Genomic DNA, 19,188 nt, shown 5'->3' with positions numbered 1-19,188 from the left:
CAGCCATGACCAGAGAACTCAGGCTCCGTATCTTGTCCTCCATCGTCATGGTCGCGGTGGTACTCGCCGCCACCTGGACCGGTGGCCTGCCTTTCCGGGGGCTCGCCGCTGTGATCGGCCTCGCCGTGTTCTGGGAATGGTCGACGATGACCCGGCTCGACGAAGTCAGTATCCGTGGCCTTGCCATTGGCTGGCTTTCGGTTGCTGTCATTGCCGGCAATGTTGTGGCGGGTGATACCTCTTTGAGCCTACCCTTGCTGTCCGGCTTCACTTTGACGCTTGTTTTTCTTACATTTTTGCGTCGCTGGTCCTGGTGGCTTGCCGGTGGCGTATTTTATGCCGGAGCTTGTATTGTGACTTTGGCTGCCATTCGCGATGACGATGCCATCGGCTTTGTCGCCATGCTTTTTGTCTTCGTCATTGTCTGGAGCACGGATATTTTCGCCTATTTCGTTGGACGCACGCTCGGTGGCCCGAAGCTGGCGCCCCGCATATCGCCGGGCAAAACCTGGTCCGGTGCCATCGGTGGAACCGTGGCGGCCGTCATCGGCGGGTACGCGGTGACGGCATCCTATTTCACGGTCTATGGCTGGTGGATACCTGCGTTGGCTCTGGTCCTGTCCATCTGTAGCCAAATGGGAGACCTGTTCGAATCCTTCGTCAAGCGCCGCTGTGGCGCTAAGGATTCCAGTCATCTCATTCCCGGTCACGGCGGCGTGATGGATCGTGTTGACGGACTGGCGACCGCAAGCTTCGCGGCATTTCTGATTGCTATGATCGTTGCTGCCATCAACAACGGAGTGACCGATTCGGTTGGTGGACTGTTGTTCGATTTCGCCGGTCACTGACGAACGGTTGACGACCAGTCAGTTTCTGCTGTTCACCAATGGTGATGTGTATCCTTTACGGCGGTGCCAATCTGGCGCATAGGTAAAGCGAGTGTTTGAGAAGGGCGTGCTATGGCTGTTATCGGTTTCCTGACGGGTTATATCATTCCCTTCGTTCTGGTCCTGTCGCTGATCGTTTTCGTGCATGAAATGGGCCATTATCTGGTTGGGCGCTGGTCGGGTATCAAGATTCTCGCATTCTCGTTGGGATTTGGCCCGGAACTGGTCGGCTTCAATGACCGCCACGGCACGCGCTGGAAACTGAGCGCCATTCCGTTGGGTGGCTATGTGCGCTTCTTCGGTGATGCCGATGCGTCCAGCAAGACCGATACCGCGGAGTTTGAGGCGCTGAGCCCTGAGGATCGCGCCCGCACGCTGAATGGTGCAAAATTGTGGAAAAGGGCAGCCACTGTTGCCGCCGGGCCAATTGCAAATTTCCTGCTGGCAATTTTAATTTTCTCGGTCACATTCAGCCTTTATGGAAAGCCCGTTTCCGATCCTGTCGTGGCAGAGGTCAAGCCTGCGAGTGCGGCGGCTGAAGCCGGTGTGCAGCCCGGAGACATTCTGGTGGCGCTCGATGGCAGCAGCGTCAAGACCTTCGACGATGTGGTCCGCTATGTGAGCGTTCGCCCGCTTGTGCCGATCGTCGTCACGGTCAAGCGTGGTGAGTCCCAGATGGACCTATCAATGACGCCGCGCCGGACCGAAACCATCGACCGTTTCGGCAATAAGATGGAAGTCGGCCAGATTGGCATCATGACGACGGCAGCCAGGGGCAATTTTCGTGTGGAAAAACTGGGGCTTATCGAATCGGTTAGCGCCGGGGTCGATCAAACCTGGAATATCGTGACGGGTACTTATGATTATCTGGCAAACCTGTTTGCTGGCCGAATGAATGCTGACCAGCTGGGGGGACCTATCAGGGTAGCGCAGGCATCTGGTCAGGTTGCGACACTTGGTGTTGTAGCTTTGCTGCAATTGGCGGCAGTTTTGTCGGTTTCCATTGGGTTACTGAACCTTATGCCGGTTCCGGTGCTTGATGGCGGCCATTTAATCCTCTATGCGCTAGAAGCAGTACGAGGAAAACCAGTCAGTGCCGGTGCGCAGGAAATCGCGTTCAAGGTGGGAATGGTCATGATTCTGTCGCTGATGGTGTTCGCTACATGGAACGACATCAGCAGGTTGATTGGCTGAGTGGTTCTTGCATTGATGATAAGGATTTGTTTACGATGTTTCAACTTGGTAGTGGCGAATACGCCACGTGTTGAAACGAAGTAAATGGAAATTAACCACTGGTCTTGCTTGTAGAGCAAAAGCGGTTAAAACCACCAACGGACCGGAGTCGGTTTAAAGACCGAGGGACAACGGAAAAAAGGTTAGAAGTTCACATGAAGGCTGGTTCAAAATTTTTGAACGCGGTGTCAGCGATTGCGCTGTCTGCTGGTGTAGTTTCGTTAAGTGCAGGCCTCGCCGTTGTGGCATCTGCCTCTGTTGCCAATGCGGCCTTGATCCAGCGGATCGATGTGCGTGGTGCGACGCGTGTCGGGACGGAGGCTGTTCGTTCCAACTTGACGATCCAGCCTGGAAAAGCCTTTTCCAATTCCGACATCGACGACTCGGTAAAGCGTCTTTACGCAACGGGTTATTTTTCCGATGTGAAGATTTCGGTTTCCGGCAGCGCCCTGGTGGTTACGGTCAACGAGAACCAGTTGGTCAACCAGGTCGTGTTCAACGGCAACCGCAAGATCAAAGATGACAAGCTTACGACTGTTGTTCAGACGCAGCCGCTTGGTCCTTATAGCCAGGAACTCATCCAGGCCGATATAAACCGCATCAAGCAGGCCTATGCCGCCATTGGCCGCAGTGAAGTTGAAGTCACGACGCAGACCGCGCCGGTTGGCCCTGGTCGCGTCAATCTCGCTTTTGTCATCAATGAAGGTGATCGTACCAAAATCGCTGCCATCAACTTCGTCGGCAATCACGCCTATGGCGATAGCCGCCTTGCGGCCGTTATCAGCACCAAGAAGTCCAATCCTTTGTCGTTCCTGACCCGTAAGGATGTCTATAACGACGACAAGTTGAAGGCTGACGAGGAAGCTCTGCGTCAGTTCTATTACAATCATGGTTATGCCGATTTCCGGATCACGTCTTCGGATGCATCGCTGAACGAGCAGACCAACGAATACACCGTCAACATCACGGTTGATGAAGGTCAGCGTTACAAGTTTTCCGATATTAATGTCGAAAGCTCTGTTGAAGGCGTGGACCCGACTGAGTTGAAGGGTCTGGTGACAACGTCGCCGGGCGGCGTTTACAGCGCCCGCGAAATCCAGAAATCGATGGAAGCGATCCAACAGCGCGTTTCCGCCAAGGGCTATCCCTTTGCCCGCGTCGTTCCGCGCGGCAACCGCGATATGGGCAATGGCACGATCGGTGTCACCTATATGGTTGACCAGGGTGAGCGCGCCTATGTCGAGCGTATCGAAGTCAAGGGCAATACAAGGACACGCGATTACGTTATTCGTCGCGAATTCGACATCAGTGAAGGCGATGCTTTCAACCAGGAAGTCATTACCCGCGCCAAGCGTCGTCTTGAAGCTTTGGGCTACTTCAGCTCGGTCAATATCACGACGGCTCAGGGCAGTGCTCCAGACCGTGTCATCATTGTCGTCAATGTCGAAGATCAGTCGACTGGCTCCTTCGGTATTGGCGCTGGCTACTCCGTTGGTGGCGATGGCCTGATCCTGGAAGCTTCGGTGGAAGAAAAGAACTTCCTCGGTCGCGGTCAGTATATCCGTATTGCGGCTGGTGCCGGTACGGATGACAGCCAGACCTACAATCTGTCATTCACCGAGCCCTACTTCCTCGGCTATCGCCTTGCTGTTGGTTTCGACCTGTTCAAGAGCAGCACGAGCAGCAACGATTATTATGATTACAACGAACAGGGTGGCACCCTGCGCGTCACGGCGCCGATTACTGAAGATCTGGCAACGACGTTCCGCTACACCTACAAGCAGATCAAGTACAAGGGCGTCGACGACTGGACGACATCCCTGTCGCAGCCTTATCAGGATCTAATCAACGGCAGCCCATGGGTCGTGTCTTCGGTTTCGCAGACTTTGACCTATAATACGCTGGATGATAAAAATCTGCCGCATGAAGGCATCTATGCGACATTCACCCACGAGTTTGCCGGTCTCGGTGGCGATTCCGAGTACTACAAGCTCTACGGTAAGGCCCGTATCTTCAAGAGCCTGTCGGATGAGCAGGATATTATCGGATCGCTGTCTTTCGGCGCCGGTCATGTCATGGCTACAGGTGATAACCTGAACGTCTTCGACCAGTTCCAGATCGGCGGTAAGGAAATCCGCGGCTTTGAGAACAACGGTATTGGTGTTCGTATGCCGAACCGCAACGACGACTCCTTGGGTGGCACCACCTATTTCACCGCCTCTGCTGAAGCGAGCATGCCCATTCCGGGCGTTCCGCAGGATGCAGGCTTCCGTATCGCTGTCTTCTCTGATGCCGGTACGCTTTACGGCAATGACGTGAAGAACAGCGGTGGAGCACAGGGCGAAGACATGGCATGGCGTGCATCTGTTGGTGCCGGCATCGTCTGGGCATCTCCTTTCGGTCCGCTGCGCTTCGATTACGCACAGCCTATCCTCAAGGAAGATTACGACAAGGTGCAGCAGTTCCGATTCTCCATTGCGAACCAGTTCTGATTTCTATAGTCCGAACCTCAGACAAACTCACTCGTCTGGGACATTGGTGTGATGGAGCATGAAACTTTTTATCCGCCCCACGCGGGCGTCAGTTTGAAAGAACTGGCGGACCGTCTTGGGGCGGAACTGTTACAGGATGAGGCGGGTGACCGCGTCATTCGTTCGGTGGCGCCTGTCTATCGGGCAAAGCAGAGCGATATTTGCTATATCCTGTCGAGGCGCAACAAAGCCGAACTCGAAACCTGTGAGGCCGGGGCCATCCTTTGCGATGTTGCGCTGCGTTCGCTGATCCCGGAGCATATTCCGGTTCTGCTGATCAAAAACCCGCATGCAGCTTTTGCTATCGCAGGGCAGTTCCTGCATCCAGATGGCAAACAGCCTTTGCCTGTTGCCCGGCCAGGCGCTGCCGACATTTCTCCTGCGGCCTTTGTCGATCCGAGTGCCCGTCTTGAAGATGGGGTTGTGGTCGAGCCGATGGCGGTGATTGGTGCGGATGTGGAAATCGGCGCTAGCAGTCTGATCGGCGCGGGCTCAGTGATTGGCCGTGGTGTCAAGATCGGCCGCGATTGTTCGATTGCCGCAGGCACCAGTATTATTGCTAGCTATATCGGCAATGGCGTTATCATCCATAACGGGGCGCGCATCGGCCAGGACGGTTTTGGTTATGCGCCAGGCCCGCGTGGCATGGTGAAAATCGTGCAGATCGGACGGGTGATTATCCAGGACAATGTGGAAATCGGCGCCAATACGACGATTGACCGCGGCACGATGGATGACACGGTGATCGGCGAAGGAACCAAGATCGACAATCAAGTCCAGATCGCTCACAACGTGCGCATCGGCCGCCATTGCGGCATCGTAGCCCAGGTCGGCATTGCCGGCAGCACGGTGATTGGCGATGGCGTATTGATTGGTGGTGGCTCTGGCGTTAACGGCCATATCAAGATAGGTGACGGTGTTCAAATTGCCGCGATGAGCGGTGTTATTGGCGATCTTCCGCCGGGCGAGAAATTCGGTGGTATTCCGGCACGTCCGCTTGGGGATTTTCTCAGGGATTGCGCCCAGATCATGGGACGGTCTGAAGGCAAGTCGAAGGTTGGAAAGGGGCAGAAATGACCGTTGAGCAGAAAGAGTTGGGACGCGCGGATATTCTGGAGATCATGAAGCTCCTGCCGCATCGCTATCCCTTCCTGCTGGTGGATCGCATCATCGACATCGATGGCGACAATGCAGCTATCGGTATCAAGAACGTAACTGCAAACGAACCGCAGTTTACCGGACATTTTCCCGAGCAGCCGATCATGCCAGGGGTGCTGCTGATTGAAGGCATGGCGCAGACGGCAGGGGCGATCTGTGCCCGCAAAGCCGGAACGGCTGGCGATCTCGTTTATTTCATGACGATCGATAATGCGAGGTTCCGCAAGCCTGTGGTGCCTGGCGACCGTGTGGAGTTCCACGTTACCAAGCAGAAACAGCGCGGCAATGTCTGGAAGTTTCACTGCGATGCCAAGGTGGATGGCGCGCTTGTCGCAGAAGCCGATATCGGGGCAATGATCGTCAATAAGGAAGCGCAATGACCGTTATTCCAGCCAGTGCCCGCATTCATCCCTCCAGCGTCATCGAAGATGGCGCGGTGATCGGGGAAAATGTGACGATAGGACCGTTCTGCCATGTCGGTTCCAAGGTCGTGTTGGGCGACGGTGCTGAGTTTTTGTCGCATGTGGTGCTGACGGGAAAAACCGTCGTCGGCAAGAATAGCCGGATATTTCCCAATGCGGTTATCGGTGGCGAGCCACAGAGCATCCATCATTCCGGCGAAGAGACAACCTTGACCATCGGCGACAATTGCACGATGCGTGAAGGCGTAACGATCAATTGCGGCACGGTAGAAGGTGGCGGACACACGGTGGTCGGCAGTAACAATCTGTTTCTGGCCAATTCGCATGTGGCGCATGATTGTCAGCTCGGCAATCATATCATTCTATCCAACAACGTGATGTTGGCTGGCCATGTCAAAATCGGTGACCGGGCCATTCTCGGCGGCGGTTCCGCCGTTCACCAGTTCACCCGTATCGGACGACAGGCGTTTATCGGTGGGCTGTCGGCTTGCAGCTACGATGTCATTCCCTATGGTATGTTGAACGGCAATCCCGGCCTGCTGGGTGGATTGAATGTGGTCGGCATGACCCGGGCCGGGGTGGAACGCGCCACCATTCACCGCGTCCGCAAGGCCTATAAGGCATTGTTCGATGAAGAAGGTGCCATTCGTGAAAAGGCTGCGGCTATTCGCGAAGAGTTCGCCGATTGCGCCGAGGTGATTGAAATCCTGGATTTCATTGTTGCCGAAAGCGACCGGGCGCTCTCGTCGCCATTCCGCGGCAAGAGCTGAGGGATGAGCGGCCCGCAGGGGCGTCTCGCCATCATTGCCGGCAGCGGTATGCTGCCGGTCTATGTCGCCGAAGCGGCGCGGGCGGCGGGTGAAGATCCCTTCATCCTGCCGCTGAAAAACGAGGCGGACCAACGCTGGGACGGTTTCCAGTCTGCCGTGATCGGGGTCGGCGATATGGCGGGCCTGTCGAGCCTGATAAAGCGACATGGCATCAAACGGGTGGTGATGTCTGGTGGTGTTAAAAAGCGTCCGAATTTCAAAGAGATCCACGTTAATCTTCGTTTTTTGGTGAAGCTGCCTTTCGCGGTCAAAACCCTGCTGTCGGGTGGGGATGACGCTGTGCTGAAAATGGTCATTCAACTGATCGAGTCGCAGGGCTGCCGGGTGGTGGGCGCGCATGAGATTGCACCGCAACTGCTGGCGGAGCTTGGGCCGCTCGGTTCGTCCCGACCGACAGATGATGACAGGCGCGACATTGCCGCCGCTGCCAAGGCCGCTGATGCCTTGGGCCGGTTGGATGTCGGGCAGGGCGCTGTCAGCGTCGGCGGTCGCATCGTTGCTCTGGAAGGTGTCGAAGGCACGGACCGGATGTTGCAGCGCGTCGCCGAACTTCGGTCCGAAGGGCGAATTTCATCGCGGCGCAGTGGTGTGCTGGTCAAGCTGTGCAAACCGCAGCAGGATATTCGCGCCGACCTGCCGACCATCGGGCAGTCGACCATTGAAAATGCCGCCCGGGCTGGGCTTTCCGGCATTGCGGTTCAGGCCGGGCGGGCGCTGCTTTTGCAACGCCAGGAAACCTTGAGGCAGGCCGATGCGGCGGGTATTTTTATCTCCGGTATTGAATTGGCACCTGAGGGCGAAGCCTGGTTAAGCTAAGGTGAGGCGAAGCCTCAATGAAGTCGACTGAGGGAAGTGAAGCATGGAAAACCGGCCCCTGAAGATCGCAGTCATTGCTGGCGAAGTCTCTGGCGACTTGCTGGGTGCGGATCTGATCGCGGCGCTGAAGCAGCGCTATGACGGAGAGATCACGCTGATCGGCGTCGGTGGACCCGCGCTGGAGGCGCAGGGTCTGACCTCACTGTTTGATTTTTCGGAATTGTCGGTCATGGGCATTACCCAGGTTCTGGCAAAGCTGCCGCGTTTCCTGACATTGATCGGCAGGACCGCCAAAGCGCTTGTATCAGCCAAACCGGATTTGCTGCTGATTGTTGATAGTCCTGATTTCACCCATCGTGTTGCGAAAAAGGTGAGGGCGGCCTGCCCGACCATGCCGGTGGTCAACTATGTCTGCCCGAGCGTCTGGGCGTGGAAGGAATACCGGGCCAAGGCCATGCTAGCCTATGTCGATAGCGTTTTGGCCGTCCTGCCGTTCGAGCCCGCCGTGATGCAGCGTCTTGGCGGGCCGGAAACCCATTTTGTCGGGCATCGGCTGGTCACCAGCCCCGCCATGCTCGCCTGCCGGGCAGACCGGCTGCTGCGTCCGCTTCCTGCCGCAGAGGAGCCGAAAACCATCATGCTGCTGCCGGGGTCGCGGGGCGCGGAAATCTCGGCGCTCGCGCCGGTGTTTCGGGATGCAGCCCGGATTTTCGTCGAGCGCAATGGGCCGACGCGGTTTGTGCTGCCAACGGTACCACGGCGGGAGCGTCAGGTGCGCGAGGCTGTTGCCAATTGGGAGGAAAAGCCAGATGTGGTCGTTGGGGAGGACGCCAAGTGGCGGGCCTTTGCCGAATCGGATGCGGCCATCGCTGCTTCAGGAACGGTATTGCTGGAGCTTTGCCTGGCTGGCGTGCCTGTCGTCTCCACCTATAAGACCGATTGGCTGATCAAGCTGCTGCATAGCCGGATCAAGACCTGGACTGGCGCCTTGCCGAGCATCATCGCTGATTATGTCGTGGTGCCGGAATATCTGAACGAGCAATTGCGCGGCGCATCGCTGGCCCGCTGGATGGAGCGACTATCCACCGAGACGCGGGAGCGGCAAGCCATGGTGGAGGGCTTCGATCTGGTCTGGCAGAAAATGCAGACAAAAACCCCCGCGGGTGAAGCGGGGGCGGAGATCGTGCTGGATGTTTTGAAGACCCGCTCAATTGTATGATTATTAGCCTACTGCATAATTCCTTAAATCGGAATCGATTTAAGGAGAAAATTATGCAGCAGATATAAAGCGCTATAGCCGCTCGCCATGCCAGCGCAAGTGATCGTCCATAAACGTCGAGATAAAATAATAGGAATGGTCGTAGCGCTCATGCAGCCGCAGCGTCAGGCCGATATCGGTGTTTTTCACCGCCTCTTCCAGCAGCCAGGGCTGTAGACCTGTTTCCAGGAAACTATCGGCCTTACCTTGGTCCACCAGGAATTCCGGAAAGCGCGCTCCATCCTCGATCAGAGCGCAGGCATCATACTGACGCCAGAGGGAACGGTCTGGACCGAGATATTTCTCAAAAGCGTCCTGCGTCCAATCGGCTTTTAGCGGGCTGACGATTGGGGCGAACGCAGAGCAGCTCTTGAAGCGGTCGGGATGTTTCAGCGCGATGGTCAATGCGCCATGGCCGCCCATAGAATGGCCGAAAATGCCCTGGCGGCTCATGTCGGCACGGAACTGTTCAGCAATCAACGCGGGCAATTCCTCGGTGATGTAGCTGTACATCTGGAAATGTTCGGCCCAGGGCATTTCGGTGGCATTCAGATACATGCCAGCGCCCTTGCCCATTTTCCAGTTGGTCAACTCATCTGGCACGTCATTGCCGCGTGGGCTGGTGTCCGGGCAGACGATGATCAGGCCGAGTTCTGCGGCCAGCCGACGGTATTCGCCCTTTTCCATCACATTGGCATGGCTACAAGTCAGGCCGGACAGATACCAGAGTACCGGGCGCTTTTCACTGATCGCCTGGGGTGGCACGAAGACGGCAAAGGTCATTTCGCAACCGGTGACATCGGACTGGTGCGAAAACACGCCCTGCATGCCGCCAAAGGCGGTGTTTTGCGACAGAATATTCATGCGATAGGGCTCCTGCTATTCAATTGGCTATCGAAACGACGGCGTTGACGGCTGCCGCGACCAAAATCGTGTTGAAGAAGAAAGACACGATGGAATGGGCGAGGTTGAGCCGCCGCATGGCCGTGCTGGTGATGGCGACATCGGATGTCTGGGCGGTCATGCCGATGACGAAGGCGAAATACAGGAATTCATAGCCGCCTGGCTCCGGCGTGTCGGGAAAATCCAGACCGCCGGAAGGGCCGGGGTCGGGATTGCTTGTCAGATGACGCCAATAATCATGGGCGTAATGCATTGCAAACATGGTGTGAATGGTGAACCAGCCGCTGATGACCGACACAAACGCTAGCGACACTTCCAGCAAGCTGGGAGAACCGGCCCGGTTCAAGGCGTTGAACAGAGCGGCGACTGCGGCCACTACCGCCAGCAGGCTGACCAGCGGGATGACGATGGTCGGCGCATCGTCGCGTTGCGGGCTGGTTTTCAGGCGTTCAGCGGTGATGCCGGGGATGCGTTTTATCATCAAGGCGATATAGAGGACGAAAAACACGATGGCCGAGCATTCGACGGCCAAGGCGGGCTTGATCCACAGAAAGACCGGCAACGTCAAAAGTCCCAGCAGACCAGACGCATAGAACGGGCTGTGCCTATGGCGTCTCAATGCGTAGAAACGAGGCTTTTTCTTGGAGGTCATAATGGGGCCGTGTCCTGACGGAGGGATTTGCAGCGGCGGCAAAGCCGATCCAGTGTTTCCAGAAACTGCGAGCGGTCGCGGGGGCTGAAGGCGCGGTTATAGCCCTTGCTTTCGCCGGTCTCGCGCAAATGGGCACCGAGATCGCGCATGGCAGTTGCCATGCCGATATTGGTCTCATCGAACATCCGCCCGGTCGGCCCGGTGACGAAAGCACCCGTAGCGACGCAGCGCCCGGCCAGCGGCACATCGGCGGTGATGACGATATCGCCTGGCCCGGCCCGTTCGGCGATCCAGTCGTCAGCGGCATCGAAACCATTGGAGACGATGACATTTGTCACCATCGGATCGCGAGACGGGCGCAGGCCGGAATTGGCAACGAAGGTCACTGGCATGTCGTGGCGTTCGGCCACTTTCAACACCTCGGCTTTAACCGGGCAGGCGTCGGCATCCACATAGATCATTGGTTTCAGGCCCTCCCGATCGAGACGGCACGGACCATATCGACATGGGCAATACCGTCTTCCAGATATTCCGCCGAGACCGGAAGAAAGCCAAACGACTGATAGAAAAGTTGCAAATGGCTTTGGGCGGAAAGCGCAATCGGGCTTGAGGGAAACCGCTGTTCACAGGCCGCAATGGCTTCGCGCATCAAGGCATCGCCAAGCCGCTTGCCGCGATGGGAGGGCGAGACGACAACACGCCCGATCTTGACCTTGGACGAAGGCTCCTCCGGCGTTAAAATCCGGGCGCTTGCGATAAGGTCATCACCATCTGTCAGCCGCAGATGCAGGGCTTCGATATCCTTGCCATCAAGCTCCGGATAGGGACATTTCTGCTCGACGACAAACACATCGACGCGCATTTTCAGAAGGTCATAAAGGTCTCGTGCGGAGAATGCATCCAGTCTCCGCACGTCAACCCGATAAGGCATATTTGCCATCAATACAGAACCACGCTGCGGATGCTTGTCCCCGAATGCATCAGCTCGAAGCCCTTGTTGATGTCCTCAAGCGGCATGGTGTGGGTGATCATCGGGTCGATCAGGATCTTGCCTTCCATGTACCATTCAACAATCTTCGGAACGTCGGTACGACCGCGCGCGCCGCCGAATGCGGTCCCCATCCAATTGCGGCCCGTGACCAGCTGGAATGGACGGGTGGAAATTTCCTGGCCAGCACCCGCGACGCCGATGATGATCGATTTGCCCCAGCCGCGATGCGAGGATTCCAGCGCCTGGCGCATCACCTTGGTATTGCCGGTGCAGTCGAATGTGTAGTCAGCACCGCCGATCAGGTCGCCATTGCGCTTCGTCAGGTTGACCAGATAGGCAACGATGTCGCCATCGACTTCGGTCGGATTGACGAAATGCGTCATGCCGAATTTCTCGCCCCAGGCCTTGCGGTCATTGTTGATATCGACGCCGATGATCATGTCGGCGCCTGCAAGCCGCAGGCCCTGAAGCACGTTGAGGCCGATGCCGCCCAGGCCAAAGACGATGGCGGTGGCGCCGATCTCGACCTTGGCGGTGTTGATCACCGCGCCGATGCCTGTCGTGACGCCGCAGCCGATATAGCAGATCTTGTCGAAAGGCGCGTCCGGGTTGACCTTGGCCAAGGCGATTTCCGGCAGGACAGTGAAATTGGCGAAGGTCGAGCAACCCATGTAATGATGGATCTTGTCCTTGCCGATGGAAAAGCGTGACGTGCCATCCGGCATGACGCCCTGGCCCTGGGTGGAACGGATGGCGGTACACAGATTGGTCTTGCGCGACAGGCAGGAATAGCATTCGCGGCATTCGGGCGTATAAAGCGGGATGACGTGATCGCCCTTTTTCAGCGAGGTAACGCCTGGCCCGACATCGACCACGATGCCAGCCCCTTCATGGCCGAGAATGGCCGGAAACAGGCCTTCCGGATCAGCGCCGGACAAGGTGAAATCATCGGTATGGCAGATGCCTGTGGCCTTGACTTCAACCAGCACTTCGCCAGCCTTCGGGCCGTCCAGTTGCACGGTCATGATTTCAAGCGGCTTGCCTGCCTGGGTGGCAACGGCGGCGCGAACATCCATAAAGAAGTCTCCCTTGGTTTCTTGTCGGCGGAGTTTTGCACTGACTTGCGCAAAGCCTCAAGATCCGGAAGGGGTTTTTCTCAAAACTCAGCCCAGCGCAAATCGTTTTTTGCGCTGCTGAAGAGGCAAAGGCTTTTTATCTTTGTGGTCGCGGTTTGAGAAACGGCTGTGCAGCTCTCTTCCCTGTCTTTTCAATGGATGAACGCTGCTGACGACTGTCTTTTCAGTGACATCAACCAGGACCGGCGACTCGATAGGCCCATTCTGCAAGTCTGCCATCATCATGGAAATGTGTTGCAAAAGCCGCTGTTCGATTGGCGAGTTTGCCTTGCCATCGGTGGTGAGGGTGCTGATCAGCCATTGCAGTTTATACCGGTCGATGCGGTTTTCCGGCGGCCGTTTGCGCAAAATGTAGCAAGCCATGGAATCGATAAAATAGCTCTGCCATTCAGCGCATTTATCAGGACAACATCCGTTCAGCACCAGAAGCGTCAATGCATCTTCATGGGTGCAAACCCCATGCGGCAGGCCATATGTCTGGAGAAGAACCACGTCATGGTGGTCCAATCTCTGTTTTCCGGCGATAACACATGCCGGAAACGAGAGACGAAATTCCCTCATAGTCGAAACCTCGTTTCATCATGAAACCGTAGATTGATCTAAATGCCAATTCTTTCTTTCGCCATAACGAACGAAGTTTACAAAAGGTTACAATGAGCTGAAACGATACGTTATATGCGCAGCGCTGCAGGTAAGCCCTGAAAATGCATGGGATTCGAATAGTAAAAGACCAAATATGGATTTGCTCTTTTTTGGGTGTATTTAGGTGGCAGCCAGAGCTTTTTCGGCAGAGGCGCTGCGGTGTTCGCGCCATAGAATGAATAGGCCGGAGGCGACGATGATGCCGATGCCCAGCCATTTCGACGGCGACGGGAAATCATCAAACAGCACATAGCCGAGAATAGTCGCCGCAATGATCTCGAAATACTGGAACGGTGCGAGCACCGAAAGCGGTGCCATGCGAAAGGCCTTCACCACAAGAAGGTGTATATGGCCTGAGAGAACACCGAGCAGAACCAGCAGCAGCAGACCGGTCACGCTGGTGGGAAGCGAGGCGGTGAAATCGGCACTGCCTGCGGATTGACCAATCAGGAGCGCGCCGCCCATGAAAATTGTACCACCGACGCCTGACATGGTCTGCATGGTCATCGGCGAGTCGGCATTACCGATGGCGCGGTTGAGAAACATATAAAGCGCAAACAGGAAGGCGCAGAGCACCGGCAGCAGCGAGGTTGCGCCGAAAACCTCCCAGCTTGGCTGGATGACGATCATCGCGCCGCCAAAGCCAATCAGGATGGCAAGCCAGCGCCGCCATCCGACCTTGTCACCCAGAAACAGCGCCGACAGCGCTGTCAGGATGAAGGGCTCGACAAAATAGATCGCGAACACATCGGCGAGCGGCATATATTTGACGGCGGCGAAAAAACACAGGCTTGCCGCGCCATGCAACGCGCCCCGCAGCAGGTTGAGAAACGGCCGCTTGGCGGTAAAGGCATTTCTGCCCTGCAAGGCGACCAGAAAGGGCAGGGTGCAGGCAAGCTGGAAGAAGAAGCGATAAAAGGTGATCTGCCCCGGCGACATGCCTTCGATATTGGCCATGTATTTGGCAATCGCGTCCATGCCCGGCAGCACAAGCATGCAGCCCGCCATCAGCGCCATGCCGCGCAACGGATTGGAAAGATTGGGGGAGAGGGATGTCATCGGAATATCCAGGTTTTCCGATGATGATCATGAGGCGAGGCCTTAATCAAGGCTCTGCTTGCAAAGGTAGGTTGAAAAAAATTGTACGTATGTTCAGGCGTGTGAATGCACGTGTGGCTCAGCTGCGGCTGTTGGTGCCGTTCTCGCAGGAAGTGTTGGCTGGATGGCGCGGCGGCCCTCAACGGTGGTTTGCAGCTGCGAGAGCAGAGCATACCCTTCGCTCCACCGTCCAAACCCGCTTTGCGGATTGATATGGCCCACGGGGCCAAGATTGACCAGCCGGCTGCCCCAGCAGGACGCGGTGCGCTGTAACGTTTCTGTATCCATATAGGGATCGTTGCTGCTGCCGATCATCAATGAGGGAAAGGGCAGGCGCTGACAGGGCATGTCACCGAAACGGATAACATCGGGATGTTGGTTCTCGGTGGTTTTCAGGTCGCAGGGTGCGACAAGCAGCGCGCCACGGATCAGATGGCGAAGCGGACTATCGGCCATTTGGGCGGTCAGAAGGCAGCCCATGCTATGGGCGACGATCCAAGCGCCTGACCTACACGAGGAAAGCTGCTGTTCCAGCCGGGCTTTCCAGGCGCCAAGCTCGGGATGAGCCCAATCGTCCTGCTCGACCATGATGCTGGAGGGCTGGCCTTCAACCCAATGCCGTTGCCAATGCCCGGCGGCTGAACCGTTCAGTCCCGGAACGACAAGTGTATCGATGCTACAGGTCTTGCTTGGCATGGCTGATCCTTTCCGCAACTGTCAGAGCATCCGAACATGCCGATCCCGCGTCGATCATGCTCCGATATCGGTGATTATCGGTCCGAATCGGGCCGAGGACGAGAAAGCTCCATCTATTCTCTGGTTTTTTAGTAGAAAATTTGACCGGATAAATGAAATTTCATTCCATATATCCGGTCATTGTGTCGCTGAGGCGGGCTATTTTAGAGGTTTTGCAGCACGGCGATCACGTCGCCCGCTTTGACCGTCTTTCCTGGGATGGCGCGCAACTCCCGCAAGATGCCCGGCGCATGAGCCGTCACCGTGATCTCCATCTTCATCGATTCGATGATGGCAATTGTCTCTCCGGCGGCAACGGACTGGCCTTCCTCCACCAGCAGTTTCCAGAGATTGCCGGGGACGGCGCTTTCGACGCCGAAGCAATTGTCTGGAATATCGCCGCCCGGACCGGGGCTCGCGTCTTCATCGGCGGTGAAGCTGTCGAGGCCTTGGTCCTTCCAGCGCTGGCGTTCCGCCTCGAAGGCGGCTTGCTGCTGACGCTTGAACGTGCCGATGCTTTCGGCATTTTCAGCCAGCTCCGCCGCGTAGTTTGCATAGGAAAACGCGCCATCCTCAATGCGGATTGGATAGCCGCCATGTGGAAAGGCAGCGCGGGCCTCCATCAGCTCATCGTGGCTGACGGGGAAGAAGCGGATCTGGTCGAAGAAATCCAGCAGCCAGGGCTTGTCGCGGGTAAAAACCGGCGTTTGCCGCCAGGTGTTCCACATCTGGATGGTACGGCCAAACAGCTGGTAGCCACCCGGACCTTCCATACCGTAAATGCACATATAGGCGCCACCAATGCCAACGGCATTTTCCGGCGTCCAGGTGCGGGCCGGATTGTATTTGGTGGTCACCAGCCGGTTGCGTGGATCGAGCGGTGTGGCAACCGGCGCGCCGAGATAGACATCGCCAAGCCCCATCACCAGATAGCGGGCGTTGAAAATGGTGTCCTTCACGGCCTGCTCGTCGGCAAGGCCGTTGATGCGGCGGATGAACTCGATATTGGACGGGCACCAGGGGGCGTTGGGCCGCACCAGCTCCTGGTATTTGCGCATCGCCAGTTCCGCCTCCGGGTCGTTCCAGGAGAGCGGCAGATAGACCGTGCGGCTTGGCACCGTCACATCTCCCGCCGGGGGCAGGCTGGCCTCGATTTCGCTGAGCAGGCCCAGCAGCCGGGTGCGCGACAGGCTGGTGCCATCATAATGGATTTGCAGCGACCGAATGCCGGGGGTGAGGTCGATCAGGCTCGGCAGCTTGGCCGCCTTGACCGCTTGCATCAGCAGGTGAACCCTCATGCGAATGGCGATGTCGAGCTGCATCTCGCCATATTCCACCAGCAGATTGTCATCGCCCTGACGGCGATAGGTGACGGAGACGGGGCCGTTTGAATTGTGGCTGAGGATGGGGGAGCCGGCTTCTGGTGGAAGGCGGGTTTCAGCTGCCGTTGGAATTGGTGGTTTACCCCCCTCTGTCCTACCGGACATCTCCCCCTCAAGGGGGGAGATTGGCAAGACTGAAAACATCTTCTTTGACGATACGGATCGAGATATTTCGGCGGTACCATCCCCGATCTCCCCCCTTGAGGGGGAGATGCCTGGCAAGGCAGAGGGGGGTATCCCATGCTCGACACTTCCTAAAGCAGCGGCACTATCCCCATCGCGCCCCACAGGATGAAAACGAATGGTATCGCCGGGCTTGAACTGGCCCATCTTCCACTGTTCGTCACCGGCAATCACCGCTGGGCAGACGAAACCGCCCAGACTTGGACCGTCAGGACCAAGAATGATCGGCATATCCCCAGTAAAATCTATGGCCCCAATCGCATAAGGATTGTCATGCAGGTTGGAAGGATGAAGCCCGGCTTCGCCGCCATCCTGCCGCGCCCATGTCGGCGCAGGACCGATCAGCCGGACCCCGGTGCGGGCGCTGTTGAAATGCACCTCATAATCAGTCGAAAACAGCGTTTCGATATCGCTGTCCAGAAAGAAATCCGGCGCACCATGCGGACCGTAGACCACGCCGACCGACCATGCCCTCGTCAGCTCCGGTGGCTCATCGGCGGGCGTGGTGACGGGTTGTGGGCTGCGAGCCAGCCGTAGCACATGGCCTGCCTTAAGGGTCCCCGTGGCATTGCCGCCGAATTGGCCTAGGCCAAAGGTGGCGCGCGATCCAAGCACGACAGGTGCCGCGAAGCCGCCCGACACCGCTAGATAGGCGCGCTGGCCGGGACCGGAAATCCTGCCGATGGCGAGAACTTGTCCGGGTTTGACCGTGAAGGCCGTATTATGCGCGACCGGCGTGCCATCCAATGTCATCGCCATTTCGGCACCGGCCAGTGCAACGGTAACATCGGAGAAGAATTTCATCACCGGCCCGGAGACGGTCAGTTCCAGCGCCGCCACCTCGTCGCCATTGCCGACCAGCCGGTTGGCGTGGCGAAAGGAGCGGGCGTCCATCGGTCCGCTCGGCGGCACACCAACATGCCAAAGCCCCAGCCGCCCCGGCAATTCCTGAAGGCTGGATTGCGCACCGGGGGCGATGACCTCGACCACATCAGGCACGAAGGAAAAATCCTTCAGCGCCGTGGTTGCCACATGACCGCTTAAAAACAGATCAGAGGCGGCAATGGCAGCGAGATAATCGAGATTGGTCTCGATGCCGGAAATGGACGTCTCTGACAGGGCCGATTGCAAAGCGGTAATCGCCGTCTCACGGTCTTTGGCTGTGACAATCAGCTTGGCCAGCATCGGGTCGTAATAGGGTGTCACCTCCGTGCCGGTTTCGATCCAGCCATCGACGCGGGCCGTTTTCGGAAACACCACGTCCGTCAGCAGGCCTGCGCTGGGGCGAAAATCGGCATGGGGCATTTCGGCATAAATCCGGGCCTCGATGGCCGCCCCCTTCGGCACCAGATGTTCATTGCCGGTCAGCACATCCTCATCGGCAGCCTGGCGGATCATCCATTCCACCAGATCGATACCGAACACCGCCTCGGTGACGGGATGCTCGACCTGAAGCCGTGTATTGACCTCCAGGAAGTAAAACTCTTTGCGGGCGGGGTCGTAGATGAATTCCACCGTGCCTGCCGAGCGGTAATGGACCGAGCGGCCAAGCGAGACGGCTGCCGCATGCAGGCGCTGGCGCACCGCGTCCGACAGGCCGGGGGCCGGGGTTTCCTCAATGACTTTCTGGTTGCGGCGCTGGAGAGAGCAATCCCGTTCGCCAAGTGCAATGACCCGGCCCTGTCCATCGCCAAAGATCTGTACTTCGACATGCCTTGCCTTGGAAACGAAGCGCTCCAGATAGACCCTCGCATCGCCGAAACTGGCCTTGGCAGTGCGCTGTACGGTGTCGAAGGCCGCTTGCAGGCTTGTGGCGTCATGGCAGAGCTGCATGCCGATGCCGCCGCCGCCCGCCGTGGATTTCAGCATCACCGGATAGCCGATCAACTCGGCTTGCGAGAGGGCGTCTTCGGCGCTGTCCAGCAAGCCGCTACCCGGCAGCAATGGCACGCCGCTGTCTGCCGCCAGTTGCCTTGCCGTGTGTTTGAGGCCGAAGCTGGCAATATTCTCCGGCGTCGGGCCGATAAAGGCGATGCCTTCGGCCTGTAGCCGCTCGGCAAAGCCGATATTTTCGGAGAGAAAGCCATAGCCGGGATGGACGGCTTCAGCCCCCGTTTCCTTGCAGGCGGCAATCACCGCCTCGACATTCAGATAGCTTTCGCTGGCGTGGGCCGGGCCTAGCCGGATGGCTTCATCGGCCTGCCGTACATGCAGTGCAAACCGGTCGGCATCGGAATAGACGGCGACAGAGGCAATGCCCAGACGCCGCAATGTCTTGATGATCCGGACGGCGATTTCGCCCCGGTTGGCAATCAGAACCTTTTTGAACAT

General features: G+C 57.4%; 17 protein-coding genes. 8 read left to right on the top strand and 9 right to left on the bottom strand.

Features of this window, described 5'->3' with window-relative positions; translation table 11 throughout:
• The first annotated feature begins 5 nt into the window (after positions 1–5).
• The 8 genes from AVI_RS09905 to lpxB all read left to right on the top strand — a co-directional run bounded on the left by AVI_RS09905 (position 6) and on the right by lpxB (position 9,096).
• Positions 6–848, top strand: a complete 843-nt coding sequence (locus tag AVI_RS09905; RefSeq protein WP_015916227.1) for a phosphatidate cytidylyltransferase — start codon at positions 6–8, stop codon at positions 846–848.
• A gap of 111 nt (positions 849–959) precedes the next feature.
• A complete protein-coding gene (rseP, locus tag AVI_RS09900; RefSeq protein ID WP_015916226.1) occupies positions 960–2,081 on the top strand; it encodes an RIP metalloprotease RseP in 1,122 nt (373 codons plus the stop codon).
• A 194-nt stretch (positions 2,082–2,275) separates the two neighbouring features.
• Positions 2,276–4,612: an outer membrane protein assembly factor BamA gene (gene bamA, locus AVI_RS09895; protein WP_015916225.1), complete on the top strand. Its 2,337-nt coding sequence runs from the start codon at positions 2,276–2,278 to the stop codon at positions 4,610–4,612.
• A gap of 51 nt (positions 4,613–4,663) precedes the next feature.
• A complete protein-coding gene (gene lpxD / locus AVI_RS09890) occupies positions 4,664–5,728 on the top strand; it encodes a UDP-3-O-(3-hydroxymyristoyl)glucosamine N-acyltransferase (RefSeq protein ID WP_041696672.1) in 1,065 nt (354 codons plus the stop codon).
• Positions 5,725–6,189, top strand: a complete 465-nt coding sequence (fabZ, locus tag AVI_RS09885; RefSeq protein ID WP_015916223.1) for a 3-hydroxyacyl-ACP dehydratase FabZ — start codon at positions 5,725–5,727, stop codon at positions 6,187–6,189. Before lpxD ends, fabZ begins: the two co-directional genes overlap by 4 nt.
• Positions 6,186–7,001 carry an acyl-ACP--UDP-N-acetylglucosamine O-acyltransferase gene (gene lpxA, locus AVI_RS09880; protein ID WP_015916222.1) on the top strand — a complete coding sequence of 272 codons (816 nt, stop codon included), beginning with the start codon at positions 6,186–6,188 and terminating at the stop codon, positions 6,999–7,001. Before fabZ ends, lpxA begins: the two co-directional genes overlap by 4 nt.
• A gap of 3 nt (positions 7,002–7,004) precedes the next feature.
• Positions 7,005–7,877, top strand: coding sequence for an LpxI family protein (locus AVI_RS09875; protein ID WP_015916221.1), 873 nt, complete (start codon positions 7,005–7,007; stop codon positions 7,875–7,877).
• Positions 7,878–7,920: 43 nt separating this feature from the next.
• Entirely contained in the window at positions 7,921–9,096 is a 1,176-nt protein-coding gene (gene lpxB, locus AVI_RS09870; protein WP_015916220.1) for a lipid-A-disaccharide synthase, read from the top strand.
• 72 nt (positions 9,097–9,168) lie between these two features.
• Here lpxB and fghA read toward each other — a convergent pair whose 3' ends face one another.
• The 9 genes from fghA to AVI_RS09825 form a co-directional block, all read right to left on the bottom strand.
• Positions 9,169–9,999 (bottom strand): S-formylglutathione hydrolase, encoded by an 831-nt coding sequence (fghA, locus tag AVI_RS09865; RefSeq protein ID WP_041696669.1) that lies wholly within the window; start codon positions 9,997–9,999, stop codon positions 9,169–9,171.
• Positions 10,000–10,018: 19 nt separating this feature from the next.
• Positions 10,019–10,690 (bottom strand): DUF1345 domain-containing protein, encoded by a 672-nt coding sequence (locus tag AVI_RS09860; protein ID WP_015916218.1) that lies wholly within the window; start codon positions 10,688–10,690, stop codon positions 10,019–10,021.
• Positions 10,687–11,151, bottom strand: a complete 465-nt coding sequence (locus AVI_RS09855) for a YaiI/YqxD family protein (protein ID WP_015916217.1) — start codon at positions 11,149–11,151, stop codon at positions 10,687–10,689. The genes AVI_RS09860 and AVI_RS09855 overlap by 4 nt, the downstream gene beginning before the upstream one ends.
• A gap of 5 nt (positions 11,152–11,156) precedes the next feature.
• Complete coding sequence (locus tag AVI_RS09850) at positions 11,157–11,630, bottom strand: GNAT family N-acetyltransferase (protein WP_041696667.1); 474 nt, start codon at positions 11,628–11,630, stop codon at positions 11,157–11,159.
• On the bottom strand, positions 11,630–12,757 hold the full coding sequence (locus AVI_RS09845; protein ID WP_015916215.1) for an S-(hydroxymethyl)glutathione dehydrogenase/class III alcohol dehydrogenase: 1,128 nt from the start codon (positions 12,755–12,757) through the stop codon (positions 11,630–11,632). The genes AVI_RS09850 and AVI_RS09845 overlap by 1 nt, the downstream gene beginning before the upstream one ends.
• Positions 12,758–12,844: 87 nt before the next feature.
• On the bottom strand, positions 12,845–13,324 hold the full coding sequence (locus AVI_RS29070) for a hypothetical protein (RefSeq protein WP_049777179.1): 480 nt from the start codon (positions 13,322–13,324) through the stop codon (positions 12,845–12,847).
• Between the two features lie 255 nt (positions 13,325–13,579).
• The gene (locus tag AVI_RS09835) at positions 13,580–14,518 is read right to left on the bottom strand and encodes a DMT family transporter (RefSeq protein ID WP_015916213.1); all 939 of its coding nucleotides are present in this window, start codon (positions 14,516–14,518) and stop codon (positions 13,580–13,582) included.
• A gap of 93 nt (positions 14,519–14,611) precedes the next feature.
• Entirely contained in the window at positions 14,612–15,253 is a 642-nt protein-coding gene (locus tag AVI_RS09830) for an RBBP9/YdeN family alpha/beta hydrolase (protein ID WP_015916212.1), read from the bottom strand.
• A gap of 203 nt (positions 15,254–15,456) precedes the next feature.
• Positions 15,457–19,188, bottom strand: a complete 3,732-nt coding sequence (locus AVI_RS09825) for a 5-oxoprolinase/urea amidolyase family protein (protein ID WP_015916211.1) — start codon at positions 19,186–19,188, stop codon at positions 15,457–15,459.

It is taken from the genome of Allorhizobium ampelinum S4 (assembly GCF_000016285.1).
Lineage (GTDB): Bacteria > Pseudomonadota > Alphaproteobacteria > Rhizobiales > Rhizobiaceae > Allorhizobium > Allorhizobium ampelinum.
This window is presented reverse-complemented; position numbering and strand designations above follow the sequence as displayed.

Coding starts and splice junctions, on each gene's coding strand:
- AVI_RS09905 (WP_015916227.1), top strand. CDS start 6: ATGACCAGAGAACTCAGGCTCCGTATCTTGTCCTCCATCGTCATGGTC.
- rseP (WP_015916226.1), top strand. CDS start 960: ATGGCTGTTATCGGTTTCCTGACGGGTTATATCATTCCCTTCGTTCTG.
- bamA (WP_015916225.1), top strand. CDS start 2,276: ATGAAGGCTGGTTCAAAATTTTTGAACGCGGTGTCAGCGATTGCGCTG.
- lpxD (WP_041696672.1), top strand. CDS start 4,664: ATGGAGCATGAAACTTTTTATCCGCCCCACGCGGGCGTCAGTTTGAAA.
- fabZ (WP_015916223.1), top strand. CDS start 5,725: ATGACCGTTGAGCAGAAAGAGTTGGGACGCGCGGATATTCTGGAGATC.
- lpxA (WP_015916222.1), top strand. CDS start 6,186: ATGACCGTTATTCCAGCCAGTGCCCGCATTCATCCCTCCAGCGTCATC.
- AVI_RS09875 (WP_015916221.1), top strand. CDS start 7,005: ATGAGCGGCCCGCAGGGGCGTCTCGCCATCATTGCCGGCAGCGGTATG.
- lpxB (WP_015916220.1), top strand. CDS start 7,921: ATGGAAAACCGGCCCCTGAAGATCGCAGTCATTGCTGGCGAAGTCTCT.
- fghA (WP_041696669.1), bottom strand. CDS start 9,999: ATGAATATTCTGTCGCAAAACACCGCCTTTGGCGGCATGCAGGGCGTG.
- AVI_RS09860 (WP_015916218.1), bottom strand. CDS start 10,690: ATGACCTCCAAGAAAAAGCCTCGTTTCTACGCATTGAGACGCCATAGG.
- AVI_RS09855 (WP_015916217.1), bottom strand. CDS start 11,151: ATGATCTATGTGGATGCCGACGCCTGCCCGGTTAAAGCCGAGGTGTTG.
- AVI_RS09850 (WP_041696667.1), bottom strand. CDS start 11,630: ATGGCAAATATGCCTTATCGGGTTGACGTGCGGAGACTGGATGCATTC.
- AVI_RS09845 (WP_015916215.1), bottom strand. CDS start 12,757: ATGGATGTTCGCGCCGCCGTTGCCACCCAGGCAGGCAAGCCGCTTGAA.
- AVI_RS09835 (WP_015916213.1), bottom strand. CDS start 14,518: ATGACATCCCTCTCCCCCAATCTTTCCAATCCGTTGCGCGGCATGGCG.
- AVI_RS09830 (WP_015916212.1), bottom strand. CDS start 15,253: ATGCCAAGCAAGACCTGTAGCATCGATACACTTGTCGTTCCGGGACTG.
- AVI_RS09825 (WP_015916211.1), bottom strand. CDS start 19,188: ATGTTCAAAAAGGTTCTGATTGCCAACCGGGGCGAAATCGCCGTCCGG.